Origin of the sequence: Intrasporangium sp. DVR (genome assembly GCF_040365325.1) — a bacterium.
Classification (GTDB): Bacteria; Actinomycetota; Actinomycetes; order Actinomycetales; family Dermatophilaceae; genus Intrasporangium.
Map to the genome: position 1 here is coordinate 228,904 of NZ_BAABZW010000019.1, position 13,655 is coordinate 242,558.

At 70.6% G+C, this 13,655-nt stretch carries 9 protein-coding genes; 4 read left to right on the forward strand and 5 right to left on the reverse strand.

Annotated elements, in window-relative coordinates; translation table 11 throughout:
• Positions 1 to 76 precede the first annotated feature (76 nt).
• Together ABWV20_RS15055 and ABWV20_RS15060 are read left to right on the forward strand one after the other, a co-directional pair.
• On the forward strand, positions 77 to 2,272 hold the full coding sequence (locus ABWV20_RS15055) for a RecQ family ATP-dependent DNA helicase (RefSeq protein WP_353356454.1): 2,196 nt from the start codon (positions 77 to 79) through the stop codon (positions 2,270 to 2,272).
• Positions 2,273 to 2,322: 50 nt separating this feature from the next.
• Complete coding sequence (locus tag ABWV20_RS15060; RefSeq protein WP_353356456.1) at positions 2,323 to 3,276, forward strand: acyl-CoA thioesterase; 954 nt, start codon at positions 2,323 to 2,325, stop codon at positions 3,274 to 3,276.
• A 5-nt stretch (positions 3,277 to 3,281) separates the two neighbouring features.
• On the opposite strand, the gene treZ is transcribed toward ABWV20_RS15060, so the two are convergent.
• The 3 genes from treZ to glgX are packed head-to-tail and all read right to left on the reverse strand — an operon-like array spanning position 3,282 to position 9,648.
• Entirely contained in the window at positions 3,282 to 5,063 is a 1,782-nt protein-coding gene (treZ, locus tag ABWV20_RS15065; RefSeq protein ID WP_353356458.1) for a malto-oligosyltrehalose trehalohydrolase, read from the reverse strand.
• Positions 5,064 to 5,065: 2 nt separating this feature from the next.
• Positions 5,066 to 7,516, reverse strand: a complete 2,451-nt coding sequence (gene treY, locus ABWV20_RS15070) for a malto-oligosyltrehalose synthase (protein ID WP_353356460.1) — start codon at positions 7,514 to 7,516, stop codon at positions 5,066 to 5,068.
• Complete coding sequence (gene glgX, locus ABWV20_RS15075; protein WP_353356462.1) at positions 7,513 to 9,648, reverse strand: glycogen debranching protein GlgX; 2,136 nt, start codon at positions 9,646 to 9,648, stop codon at positions 7,513 to 7,515. The genes treY and glgX overlap by 4 nt, the downstream gene beginning before the upstream one ends.
• A gap of 202 nt (positions 9,649 to 9,850) precedes the next feature.
• Here glgX and ABWV20_RS15080 point away from each other — a divergent pair, with 202 nt between their 5' ends.
• Positions 9,851 to 10,975, forward strand: a complete 1,125-nt coding sequence (locus ABWV20_RS15080) for a cell wall-binding repeat-containing protein (protein WP_353356464.1) — start codon at positions 9,851 to 9,853, stop codon at positions 10,973 to 10,975.
• A gap of 88 nt (positions 10,976 to 11,063) precedes the next feature.
• Here the strand turns inward: ABWV20_RS15080 and ABWV20_RS15085 are convergent, their stop codons facing one another.
• Positions 11,064 to 11,822, reverse strand: a complete 759-nt coding sequence (locus ABWV20_RS15085) for an SDR family oxidoreductase (RefSeq protein WP_353356466.1) — start codon at positions 11,820 to 11,822, stop codon at positions 11,064 to 11,066.
• Positions 11,822 to 12,967, reverse strand: coding sequence for an acyl-CoA dehydrogenase family protein (locus ABWV20_RS15090; RefSeq protein ID WP_353356468.1), 1,146 nt, complete (start codon positions 12,965 to 12,967; stop codon positions 11,822 to 11,824). Before ABWV20_RS15090 ends, ABWV20_RS15085 begins: the two co-directional genes overlap by 1 nt.
• Positions 12,968 to 13,039: 72 nt before the next feature.
• Here ABWV20_RS15090 and ABWV20_RS15095 point away from each other — a divergent pair, with 72 nt between their 5' ends.
• Positions 13,040 to 13,654, forward strand: a complete 615-nt coding sequence (locus ABWV20_RS15095; RefSeq protein ID WP_353356470.1) for a TetR/AcrR family transcriptional regulator — start codon at positions 13,040 to 13,042, stop codon at positions 13,652 to 13,654.
• Position 13,655: the final 1 nt, after the last annotated feature.

Genomic DNA, 13,655 nt, shown 5'->3' on the forward strand with positions numbered 1-13,655 from the left:
CACTCGCGGGTCTCACGTCCTCCACAGCCCGCGTATGCCGCTCAGCCCGGTCAGCGGGTCCACGTAGGTTGGGGTCATGCCGAGCCCACCCCCCGCCCCGACCACCGTCGACCTTCGCGAGCGCGCCACCGTCGCGCTGCGCCGGTTGGTCGGTCGGGATGACGCCGACTTCCGCGACGGGCAGTTCGAGGCGATCGAGGCGCTGGTCGGGGGCCACAGCCGTGTCCTCGTCGTCCAGCGCACCGGGTGGGGGAAGTCCGCGGTGTACTTCGTCGCGACCGCCCTGCGCCGCAACGAGGGGGCCGGCCCGACCGTCATCGTCTCGCCCCTGCTGGCGCTGATGCGCGACCAGATCGCCGCGGCCGAGCGCGCCGGCATCCACGCGGTGACGCTCAACTCGACCAACGCCGACGAGTGGGCGGCGGTGTCGGCATCGTTGGCGAGGGGCGAGGTCGACGTGCTCCTCGTCAGCCCGGAGCGCCTCAACAACCCGCGGTTCCGCGAGGAGCAGCTGCCCGGCCTGGCCGAGACCTGCGGTCTGCTCGTCGTGGACGAGGCCCACTGCATCAGCGACTGGGGGCACGACTTCCGGCCGGACTACCGGCGGATCCGGGACCTGCTCACGACGCTGCCGGCCTCGACCCCGGTGCTGGCGACGACTGCCACCGCGAACGCCAGGGTCGTGACCGACGTGGTCGAGCAGCTGTCGGCGGGTGTCGGCGGTGCGGGCACCGGGCCGGGCGTCGAGGTCGGCTCCCCTCGGGACGTGCTGACCTTGCGAGGACCGCTGGCGCGGGCCTCCCTGCGCCTCGGGGTCATGCCGCTCGCGGCTCCGGAGCAGCGGCTCGCCTGGCTCATCGCCCACCTGGGCGACCTGGCTGGCTCCGGCATCGTCTACGCCCTGACGGTGTCGGCGGCCGAGGACGTGGCGACCGCCCTGCGCGACGCGGGGCACGACGTGGCCGCCTACACCGGACGCACCGAGCCGGCCGAGCGGGTGCGCCTCGAGGAGGCCCTGCGCGACAACCGGCTCAAGGCCCTGGTCGCCACCTCGGCGCTCGGGATGGGGTTCGACAAGCCGGACCTCGGTTTCGTCCTCCACCTCGGCGCGCCCTCGTCCCCGGTCGCGTACTACCAGCAGGTCGGCCGCGCGGGCCGGGCCACGGAGCGCGCCGACGTCCTGCTGATGCCCGGGCCGGAGGACAAGGACATCTGGCGCTACTTCGCGTCGGCGTCGATGCCGAGGCAGGACCAGGCCGACTCCGTGCTGCGGGCGCTCGGAGACAGCCGCGGGCCCCTATCGACGGTCGCGCTCGAGTCGATCGTCGACGTGCGGCGGACTCGCCTCGAGCTGCTTCTCAAGGTCCTCGACGTGGACGGGGCGGTCCAGCGGGTCCAGGGTGGCTGGGTCGCGACCGGTGAGCCGTGGAGCTACGACGCGGAGCGCTACCAGCGGGTGTCGGAGGCTCGCAACCGTGAGCAACAGCTGATGGTCGACTACGAGCGCACCGAGGGATGCCGCATGTCCTTCCTCCAGCGGTGTCTCGACGACGACACCGCGCAGGACTGCGGGAGATGTGATCGCTGCTCCGAGCCGTGGTTCGCCGTGGACATCCCCGAGGCGGCGGTGCTCACCGCACGCTCTCGGCTGGAGCAGCCCGGGGTCGTGCTGGAGCCTCGGGTCCAGTGGCCCCCGGGCATGGATCGGCTCGGCGTGCAGGTCAAGGGGCGGATCGCGGCGGAGGTGGCGATGGCTGAGGGAAGGGCGGTCGCCCGCCTCACTGACCTGGGTTGGGGGCAACGTCTTCGGGAGCTGCTTCGCGCCGGCGCCGGCCCGGACGCTGCACCGTCGGACCGGCCCGTTCCGCCGGAGGTCCTGCGTGCCGTGGTCGAGGTGCTGCGGGCGTGGTCCTGGGCGGAGCGCCCCGCCGCCATCGTCTCCGTGCCCTCCCGGCGCCGCGAGCAGCTGGTCACCTCCCTCGCCACCGGCCTCGGCGAGCTGGGTCGGCTCCCTTATCTGGGTGCGCTGGACCTCGTGGACGGCGGGCCGGTCGGCGAGCCGGGGGGCAACAGCGCCTTCCGGCTGGCCAACCTCTGGGGGCGCTTCGCCGTCGGGGTGGACCTGCACGACCGGCTTCGCGGCATCCCCGGCCCGGTGCTGCTCGTCGACGACGTCGCCGACTCGCGGTGGACCCTCACGGTGGCCGCTGCGCTGCTTCGCGAGGCGGGCGCACCCGCCGTCCTGCCCCTCGTCCTCGCCCTCGAGGGCTGAGCGTCGGCGTGGTGCTTGCCCGCGGGCGGCCTGGGACTAGGGTCGTCGCTGTGACCGACGACCTCAAGCCGACGCTCTCGCCGATCGAGGACCTCATCGACGTCCTCACGCTGGAGGAGCTCGGCACCGCCAAGATCTCCGTCACGGGAATCGAGGGGCAGGACGCGGCGTCCTCCATCGGTGCGACCGAGGCCCGGGTCTTCGAGGGACGCAGTCAGCGGATGCCGCACAACCGCGTGTTCGGCGGTCAGGTGCTCGCGCAGTGCGTCATGGCGGCGGGGCTCACCCTCCGGGCAGTCGAGGCACGCCACGGCCCGCGACCGATCCACTCCCTCCACGGCTACTTCATGCGGCCCGGCGACGACACCTTGCCGATCCGGTTCGCGGTCGAGGAGATGCGCGACGGTCGGTCCTTCTCGACCCGGCGTGTCCACGCGATCCAGAAGGGCGCACCGATCATGTCGTTCACGGCGTCCTTCCAGCAGCAGGCCCCCGGCCTGGAGCACCAGCTGCCCGTGCCCGACCTGCCCGGGCCCGATGGGCTGCGGTCCCTGGCCGACCTGCTGGGACGCATCGACCACCCCGCGGCTCGGCACATCGCGACGCAGCGGCCCATCGAGCAGCGGCCCATCGACGAAACCACGTTCCTCACGCCGGCTCCCGGCTCCCCCGCGGAGCAGCAGGTGTGGATGCGGGCCGTCGGCACGCTCCCCGAGGACCCCCTCATCCATGCCGCCGTCCTGGCCTACGCGAGCGACTACTCGCTGCTCGACCCGGTGCTCCGGCGGCACGGCCTCATCTGGGGTGACCCGCGGCTTCGGGTCGCGAGTCTCGACCACTCGATGTGGTTCCACCGTCCGGTCTCGGGCGACGACTGGTTCCTCTACCTGCAGGAGTCGCCATCTGCCTCCTACGGTCGCGGCCTGGGGATCGGTCAGATGTTCCAGGGCGGGCGGCTCGTCGCGACCGTGGCGCAGGAAGGCATGGTCCGCGTCAAGGAGTGACCGCCTCAGACCGAGCGGATCACTGCCACGTCGTGGCCGTCGAGCCGGACCCCGTGCTCGTCGACGACGGGAGCGCGCCCCCAGGACGCGAGGACCTTGTCGACGAGCAGCCCGTGGAGGGGCACCGTCTGTGACCTCGCCGCGAGGTTGCAGACGACGTGCACCCGGCCCCGGTGCATGATGAGCCAGTTCGCCTCCTCGTCGAGGTCCACCGTGGTCGCCAGCAGGTCCCCGGAGGCGACGTCCGGCTCGCGACGACGCGTCTTGATCAGCTCCCGGTAGAACTCCAGCATCTCGGTGTGCCCGGGAATGTTCCGCTCGGGCCAGTTGAGCACGCTCGCCCCGCGCGTCGCCGGGTCCTGCGGGTCGGGAACCTCCTCGGCCGACCAGCCGTGCGCGGCGAACTCCGCTCGCCGGCCCTGGCGCACCGCCTCGGCCAGCCACTGGTCGTCGAAGGCGGTGAAGAACTGGAAGGGAGTGCTCGCCCGCCACTCCTCCCCCATAAAGATCATGGGCGTGAAGGGCGAAAGGAGGTAGAGGGCCGCGCCGATCGCCTGCTGCCCGGGCGAGATCGTCGCGTTGATCCGGTCTCCGGTCGCCCGGTTGCCGATCTGGTCGTGGTTCTGCAGGTAGGCGTGGAACCGGTGCCCCGACACGGCGCGGCGGTCGACCGGCGCACCCCAGACCCTGCCGCGGAAGGTCGACATCCGTCCGTCGTGAAGGAAGGCCTCGGTGAGGGTCTTGGCCAGGACGCGAAGCGGGGTCCCGTCCGGCCACGCCTCGGTGCCTCCGGCGAAGTCGGCGTAGTAGCCCTGCTGCTCGCCCGTGAGCGTGACGTGCAGCGCGTGGTGAACGTCGTCATCCCACTGGGCGGTCATCCCGCGGCCGCCTGCTGCCGTCGCAGTGACCATGACGGGGTCGTTGAGGTCGCTCTCCGCGATGAGGTCGAGCGGCCGCCCGAGCCGCTGGGACAACGCGGCCGTCTCGTCGCTCAGCTCGGCGAGAATGTGCCGCGGGGACTCGTCGTGCAGCGCGTGGACCGCGTCGAGGCGCAAGGCGTCGACATGGAAGTCGCGGAACCAGCGCACGGCGTTGTCGACCACCCACCGGCGCACCTCCCCGCTGCCCGGCCCGTCGAGGTTGAGGGCAGCCCCCCAGGGCGTGGGGTACTGGTCGGTGAAGTAGGGGCCGAAGACCGGCAGGTAGTTGCCGACCGGCCCGACGTGGTTGTAGACGACGTCGAGGCACACCCCGAGACCGCGCGCGTGGCAGGCGTCGACGAACACCTGGAAGGCGACCGGACCACCGTAGGCCTGGTGCACGGCATACGGTTGTACGCCGTCGTACCCCCACCCATGGTTGCCGCCGAAAGCGGCGACGGGCATCAGCTCCACGACGTCGACACCGAGGTCGACGAGCTGGTCGAGATGGGCGATCGCACTGATGAGGGTCCCAGGGCGGGTGAACGTCCCGAGGTGCAGCTCGTAGAAGACCGCCCCGAGGGTGCCCTGGCCGTCGCGCGGGCCACGCCAGTCGGTGTCGGTCCAGTTGAAGGCGCCCGGGTCGAAGGTGCGGCTCGGTCCGTGCACCCCGTGAGGCAGCCAGGCGCTGCGGGGGTCGGGGGCCGGGTCGCCGCCGTCGACCGCGAAGCCGTAGTCGACGGGGCCCTCGGTGTCCGGCGTCCACGACCACCAGCCGCCTGCCTCCTCGGACATCGGGTGGCGCTCGGCGCCGACCACGCACTCGACACGCCCTGCGTCCGGTGCCCAGACCCTGATCGGCGCCATGGTCAGCTGCTCCTTCCCCGGTCGCGGACCAGAATGGCGACCGGCCAACCGCCGGATGGCAGGAGCTGGGCGAGCCCGGCTCGGCCTCCCTCGACCACCTCGCCGCTCAGCAGGTCTCGCCATGGGCCGGCTGGAAGGTCGACCATCTCGTCAGCCCAGCCGCCGCGGTCGCTGAGCCTCCCGGCCAGGCGAGTCGCCAGGACGCAGACGTCCTGTGCTCCTCCATCGCCGCGCCGGAAGCCGATGACGTGGTCGCTCGTCGCCGCGAGCGGAACGTAGCCAGCGTGCGGTCCGACGAAGATGCCGGGCCGCTCACGGCGCAACCGGAGGGCAGTCGCGGTGACCAGCAGCTTCTCGTCGTCCAGATCGCTCGGAGGGTCTCCGTGATCCAGCCGGGCGAGCCGCCTGCTGCGCTCGGCGTGGTCGACCGGCCTCCGGTTGTCCGGGTCGACGAGCGACAGGTCGACCAGCTCGGTGCCCTGGTAGACGTCCGGCACACCGGGCATGAGCAGCTGCACCACCTTCTGCCCCAAGGTGGTGGCCCGAGTCTCGACCGTGGTGCCGTCGAGCCATTCGTCGACCGCGCTGCGGATATCCGGATCCTCGATGACGGCGGCGCTGAAGCGACGGATGGCGTCCTCGTAGGTGGGGTCCCCGTCGACCCATGCGGTGTGCGTCTTCGCCTCCCGCACGGCCTTGGTGGCATAGCCGGTGATCCGGTCCACGTCGATCGGCCAGGCCCCGACGAGGTTCTGCCAGAGGAGGTACTCGGTCTGAGCGTCGACGCGTTGCCCCCGGTGGGCTGCCGCACGCTCCCAGACGGCGCCGATCCACTCGGCCCACCGCTCGGGACGTTCGGCCAGCACGGCGAGACGAGCGCGGACGTCCTCGGACCGCTTCGTGTCGTGGGTCGACAGGGTCGTCATGGTGTGGGGCCAGACGGTCGCCAGATGCGCCGCGAAGGCGTGGAAGTCGGCGACCGACACGCCGACGTGGCCGGGGTCGCCGCCCACCTCGTTGAGGGCCACGAGCCGCACGTGCCGGTAGAAGGTCGTGTCCTCGACCGCCTTGGCCATGACGGGCCCGCAGGTCTGCTGGAACCGCACCACGAAGTCCCGTTGGGCAGCGGAGTCCGCCACGCCCTGGGCCCGCCCCAGTGCGAGGTCGATGACCGTCCGCAGGACCCCCTGGTCGAGGGAGTCGTCGGCCTTCCCTGCCCCACGGGCCGCGGCGGACTCCAACGAGGCGGCCAGGCTGCTCTGAACCGGACCGTCGGGGTTGATGTAGATCCGGTAGCGGTCCATCCCGACGAGGAGTCCGACGACCACCCGACGGGCCTCGTGCAGGTCGGTGCCGGGCAGGGCGCGAGCGACGAGCCGCAGGAGCCGCTCGACCTCCGCGCCGAGCACGTGCGCCACGACGTGCCGTTTCGCCGCCAGGCTCATCTCCTCGAGGTCCTGGTGCTCCCCGAGCAGCTGGTCCGCGAGGGCGGCGAGCGGATCGGCCCCGTGCGGGTCGACGAACAGGCCCCCCACCCGCGCGAGCGCGTCGTACCCGGTCGTCCCGGCACACGGCCAGTCAACGGGGAGTCGCTCCTGCCCCTCGAGGATCTTCTCGACCACCGTCCAGGCGTCTCCCGTGGCAGCGGCCAGCCGCGCGAGATAGCCCTGCGGGTCGGCCAGGCCGTCAGGGTGGTCGATGCGCAGCCCGTCGGTGTCACCGGCACGCACCGCGTCGATGATCAGCCGGTGCGTCGCGTCGAACACGGCCGGGTCCTCGACGCGGACACCGATGAGCGAGGTGACGTCGAAGAACCGTCGGTAGTTCAGCTCGGTGGCAGCCGCTCGCCAGGACGCCAAGCGGTAGTGCTGTTGCGCGAGAACCGAGCCCAGCGGCATACGGCCGACGGTATCCGTTTGTCGGGACTCCGGCGACAGCGGCAGGACGTGGTCGAAGTAGCGCACCACGGTCTCGCCGGCGACCACGTCGAGCGACAGCTCGCCGGCGGCGAGCGCCGCCTCCAGCGTGTCGCCGAGCACGGGCCACAGCACCTTGCCGTCCTGGGCGGGCCAGTCGATGTCGAACCAGCTGGCGTAGGGCGAGCCCTGACCATGCTTGAGCAGTGACCACAGCGGCTCGGCGAGGCTCACCGGCACCGGGGTCGTCATGTGGTTGGGGACGACGTCGACGACCAGCCCGAGCCCGGCCGCGTGGGCGGCAGCGACGAGGCGACGGAACCCCGCCTCGCCTCCCGGCCCCGCCGCGATCCGTGAGTGGTCCACGACGTCGTAGCCGTGCGTCGACCCCTGCGACGCCTGGAGGATCGGGGACAGGTAGAGGTGGGAGACCCCGAGGTCGGCGAGGTGCGGAGCCAGCGCCGCCGCACCGTCGAACGAGAGGTCCGGCCCCAGCTGGAGCCGGTAGGTCGAGACGATGCGGCGGGGGGCAGTCACTCGTCGGCCTCCCGCGGGCTCCGCAGGACCACGACGCTGCGGGCGTCCACCTCGATCTGCCAGCCGGGCTCGAGCTCCTCGGCGCTCACCTCTCGTGCCGCGGTGTCGACCTCGGGGATCCACACCCGGCCGTACTCCTCATCGGGGAGCGTGAACGTGATCGGCTCGGAGTGGGCGTTGAACATCACGAGGAAGGAGTCACCGAGGATCTTCTCTCCCCGACGGTCGGGCTCGGGGATCGCCGAGCCGTTGAGGAAGACCATCACCGACTTCGCCAGGGCGTTGTGCCAGGCCTGCTCGTCCATGTGCTCGGCGTTCGGCATGAACCAGGCGATGTCGCCGAGGTCGCTCTCCCCGCCATGGTCCGGGTTGCCGGCGAAGAACCGGCGACGGCGGAAGACCGGGTTCTCCTGGCGCAGCGTGATGATCGACTGGGTGAAGGCGAGCAGTCGCTGCTGGTCGTCGTCGAGGTCCCAGTGGACCCAGGTGACCTCGTTGTCCTGGCAGTATCCGTTGTTGTTGCCGAGCTGCGTGCGACCGAGCTCGTCGCCATGGCTGATCATCGGCACGCCCTGCGAGAGCATGAGCGTGGCCAGGAAGTTGCGTTGCTGTCGGGCCCGGACGGCCAGCACCTTCAGGTCCTGCGTCGGCCCCTCGACTCCGCAGTTCCACGACCGGTTGTGGCTCTCGCCGTCGACCCCGCCCTCGCCGTTGGCCTCGTTGTGCTTGTCGTTGTAGGACACGAGGTCATGCAGGGTGAAGCCGTCGTGACACGTGACGAAGTTGATCGAGGCGATCGGCTTGCGGCCCGAGTGCTCGTAGAGGTCGCTCGAGCCGGTGAAGCGCGAGGCGAACTCGGCGAGGGCGCCGCCGGCACCGCGCCAGTAGTCGCGCACGGTGTCCCGGTACTTGCCGTTCCACTCGGTCCACAGCGGCGGGAACCCGCCCACCTGGTAGCCGCCCTCGCCGACGTCCCAGGGCTCCGCGATGAGCTTGACCTGGCTGACGACGGGATCCTGCTGGATGAGGTCGAAGAAGGCCGAGAGCTTGTCGACCTCGTGGAACTGGCGAGCCAGCGTCGCCGCGAGGTCGAAGCGGAACCCGTCGACGTGCATCTCGGTCACCCAGTAGCGCAGCGAGTCCATGATCAGCTGCAGGACGTGCGGACTGCGCATGAGCAGGGAGTTGCCGGTGCCCGTCGTGTCGTAGTAGTGGGCCAGGTCGTCACTGACGAGCCGGTAGTAGCTGCTGTTGTCGAGCCCGCGGAAGGCCAGCGTCGGCCCGAGGTGGTTGCCCTCTGCCGTGTGGTTGTAGACGACGTCGAGGATGACCTCGATGTCCGCCTCGTGGAGCGCCTTGACCATCCCCTTGAACTCGAGGACCTGCTGGCCGCGCTGCCCGCCGGCCGCATAGCCGTTGTGCGGGGCGAGGAACCCGATGGTGTTGTAGCCCCAGTAGTTCGACAGGCCACGGTCGAGCAGGTGCGCGTCCTGGACGAACTGGTGCACCGGCATCAGCTCGATCGCCGTGATGCCCAGACCCTTGAGGTGCGCGATCATCGCCGGGTGGGCGATGGCGGCGTACGTGCCGCGGATGGCCTCCGGGATGTCGGGGTGGAGCTTCGTCAGGCCCTTGACGTGCGCCTCGTAGATGACGGTGTCGTGGTACTCGTGCCGCGGCGGCCGGTCGTTGCCCCAGTCGAAGAAGGGGTTGGTGACGACCGAGAGCATCGTGTGGGCGACGCTGTCCTCGGTGTTGATCTCCGTCGTCGTCGCCGCCTCCGGGTCGCCGAAGCTGTAGGAGAAGAGGGACTGGTGGTTGTCCGTCTGCCCCTCGATCGCCTTGGCGTACGGGTCGAGCAGCAGCTTGCTCGGGTTGCAGCGGTGACCCTGCGCTGGGTCGTAGGGCCCATGAACCCGGAAGCCGTAGCGCTGGCCCGGCTGGACGTAGGGCACGTAGCCGTGCCACACGAAACCGTCGACCTCGGGCAGGTCGACCCGGGTCTCGTTCAGGTCCTCGTCGACGAGGCAGAGCTCCACCCGCTCGGCGACCTCCGAGAAGACGGCGAAGTTGACGCCTGTCCCGTCATAGGTCGCTCCCAAGGGGTAGGCCTGTCCGGGCCAGATATCCATGGTTGGTCATTCTGTCCTGTGCCCCGGGCAGGCGCGAAAACCCCCGCGTGTCGTGGTGCCCACGGTGCGGTCACGCGTCCCCGCAGCGCCAGACAACTGTGACCCAATCGCATCCAACCGGACATGCGGCGGGGAGTGAGCGGCCCTAGGGTGTCGCCTGCACGGTGCCGTCGGCACCCACACGAGGAACCACTCACACGTCATGAAGCGTACCTACGCCCTCGCCGCCGCAGCCACCGCGCTGGCCCTGTCCGTCGCCGCGACCCCTGCCCACGCCGAGACCGACGACCCCCTCGACCAGCTGACCCCGAGCCGGGCGTCCAGCGACCTGCCTGCGCGAACGGCGGGCACGTCAGGGACCGTCGACGTCCTCCGAATCTCCGGCTCCACCCGCATCACCACGGCGGTCAAGGCGTCGGTGAACCGGTTCGGCGATGCCGGCAGCGAGACCGCCGCCGGCGCCGTCGTGCTCTCTCGCAGCGACGCCTACGCGGATGCGCTCGGCGGCTCCGCGCTCGCCGGGGCGGCCGGCGCGCCGCTGCTGCTCACCCCCGGCGACGCCCTGCACCCGGCCGTGGAGACGGAGATCATCCGCCTCCTCGGCACGGGGGCCCCGGGCGGACCGGTCTACGTCCTCGGCGGCGTCGCCGCCGTCTCGACAGGCGTCACGGACCGCCTCGTCGAGCTCGGCTACACGGTCGTGCGCCTCGAGGGCATCGATCGCTACGCGACGTCCGTGGAGATCGCCAGGCAGACGGCTGCCCTGGTCCCCGCCGGGCAGCCGCAGATCGTCTTCGCGACCACCGGGCTCAACTTCCCGGACGGCCTAGCCGCCGGTGCCACCGCGGGAGGCTACTGGTCGAGCGTCGTCCTCACGAAGGACGCCAGCATTCCAGCACCGGTCGCGGCCTACCTCGACGAGATGAACGCCCTCACGGTGCCGCTCGTCGCGGTCGGCGGGGCGGCGGCACGGGCCAGGTATGGCTGGACGGCGGAGATCGTCGGAGCCGACCGCTACGAGACGGCCGCCATGGTCGCCGACTTCTTCTGGGCCGACCCCGACACCACGAACGACGACCCGACGGTGATCGGACTCGCGACCGGCCTCAACTGGCCTGATGCGCTCGCCGGCGGCGCCAACGTCGCCGGCGGCGGACCGCTGGTCCTGACCCGCACCGACTCACTGCCCGGCTCGACGAGCTTCGCCATCACGAGCATCGTCACCTCTGGCAGCCCCTCTCCCGTCCAGTGGGGAGCAGTCTTCGGGGGCACCGAGGCCGTCTCGTACGGCGTCAAGCTGAAGTTCAAGGCGCTCCTCAACCAGTGACCGCCCGGCAGTCCTGAACAGCCCGCTGGGCCGGGTCCACGCGATCGTGCGGACCCGGCCCAGCGGCATACGGGCGCGTGTGGGGCGCTCAGAGCGCACCGCCGAGCGTCACTCCCCCGTCGATCGTCAGCGTCTGCCCGGTGATCCAGGCCGCATCGCGGCTGAGCAGGAAGCTCACCGCGCCCGCGATGTCCTCCGGAGTCCCCAGCCGCTTCATCGGATAGGCGCGGCTGACCTTCTCCTCCCGACCCTCGTAGAGGGCCTCGGCGAAGCGCGTCTTGACCACGGCGGGGGCCACCGCGTTGACCCGGGTGTCGGGGCCGAGCTGGTAACCCAGCTCTGTCGTGAGGTGGATGAGGGCCGCCTTGGACACGCCGTACCAGCCGATGACACCGGAAGCACCCTGGCCGGCCACCGAGGCGAGGTTGACGACGGCACCGGGATGGTCCTGGTCCCCGAGGCCGCTCGCGACCGCCTTCTTGATCCACGAGAACGCGGCGACGACGTTGACGTCGAGGACCTTGCGGGCCACTTCCACGTCCGCGTCGAGCATCGGTCCGTAGACCGGGTTGATCCCGGTGTTGTTGACCAGGTAGTGCAGCCCACCGAACGTCGTGCGGGCCGCGGCGATGACCTCGTCCTGGTGTGCGTCGTCCGCTGCGTTGCCCGCGATGCCGAGGGCGTGCTGGGAGCCACCCAACAGCTCCACCGCCTCCGCGAGCGGCTCCGGCTTGCGGGCCGTGATGACGACCTTGGCCCCCTCGGACACGAGCCGCTCGGCGATGCCGAGGCCGATCCCGCGGCTAGCCCCCGTGACGATGGCGACCGCGCCCTCGTGCGCCCCCATCAGAAGCCGAGGTCCCGGCCGATGAGCTCCTTCATGATCTCGTTCGACCCGGCCCAGATCTTGGTGACGCGCGCGTCACGCCAGGCCCGAGCCACGCGGTACTCGTTCATGAAGCCGTAGCCGCCGTGCAGCTGGACGCAGGAGTCGAGGACGTCGTTCTGCACCTGCGAGCTCCACCACTTGGCCTTGGCGGCGTCGATCGCGGTCAGCTCGTGCTTCGAGTGGGCCAGCACGCAGTCGTCGATGTAGGCCTCGGCGACCTCGATCGTCGTGACGAGCTCGGCGAGCAGGAACTTGTTGTGCTGGAACGCACCGATCGACTGCCCGAAGGCCTTGCGGTCCTTGGCGTACTGGATCGTCTCCTCGAGGATCGCCTTGGCGTGGGCGACGTTGGCGATACCTGAGCCGATGCGCTCCTGGGGCAGGCGCTGCATCATCGCGATGAAGCCGAGCCCCTCCTCACCGAGGCGGTTTTCGTCGGGCACCCGCACGTTGTCGAAGAACAGCTCGGCCGTGTCGGACTCGTCCATGCCGACCTTGTCGAGCTTGCGGCCGTTGACGAAGCCGTCCATGCCCCGCTCGACCATGAAGAGCGTGATGCCCTTGGCGCCCTTCGAGGCGTCGGTGCGGGCGGCCACGATGACGAGGTCCGCCTGGTAGCCGTTGGTGATGAAGGTCTTGGATCCGTTGAGGGTCCAGCTGTCGCCGTCACGGACGGCTGTCGTCTTCAGCGCGGCGAGGTCGGAGCCACCGGACGGCTCCGTCATGGCGATGGCGATGATGAGCTCTCCACTGGCGATGCCCGGGAGCCATCGCTGCTTCTGCTCTTCCGTGCCGAGGTCGACGATGTAGGCCGGGCACACGTCGGAGTGGATTCCGAAGCACGAGCTCGTCGCCATGTTGAACCTGGCCCACTCCTCGGCGACGACCGCGTTGAACCGGTAGTCGTCGACCCCGGCGCCGCCGTACTCCTCGGGGATGTCGAACCCGAAGAAGCCCTGCTTGCCCGCCGCCTGCCAGATGTCCCGAGGAATCACCTTGTCGCGGATCATCTCCTCGGCCCGCGGCCGCATGACCCGGTCGATGAACTCGCGAGCCGAGGACCGCAAGGCCTCGTGGTCGTCGTCGTAGATGTTGCGCGGCATGGGACCTCCAGGCTGAACTCACGGGTAACTAAGCGCTTGCTTAGTGTTGCCCCTCTCGGGCATGCTGTCAACGTGCCGCCCCCGCCTCCGACGTCCCCCCTCACCCGGACCGACCGGGACACCACTGTCGACCGACTCATGCGAGCCGCGGCCCAGGCGTTCGCCGAGAAGGGCTTCCATGCCACGACCACCCGCGACATCGCCTCGGGTGCCGGCCTCTCCCCCGCCGGGGTCTACGTCCACTTCGGGTCCAAGGAGGAGCTGCTCTTCAACCTGAGTCGCGGTGGGCACCAGTCCGCTCTCCGTCTGCTGCGGGACGCGCTCGCCGGTGCCGACGGACCGGTTGAACGGCTCGCCGTGGCGATGGCCCGCTTCTCCGCCTGGCACGCCGAGCAGTACCAGCTCGCCAAGGTGGTGCAGTACGAGCACCAGCACCTGACCCCGGAGCACCGTGCCGAGGTCCTGGCCCTGCGCAAGGACATCGACTCCCTGATGCGCCAGGTGCTCGAGCGTGGCGTGGCCGAGGGAGTCTTCAGGGTCACCGACGTCGGCGACACAGCCCTGGCCCTCCTGTCGATGGCAGTGGACGTCGCTCGCTGGTACTCGCCCACGATCAAGCGAACCCCGGAACAGATCGGGGCAACCAATGCCGCCTTGGCACTGCGCCTCGTCGGCGCCCGCACCTGAC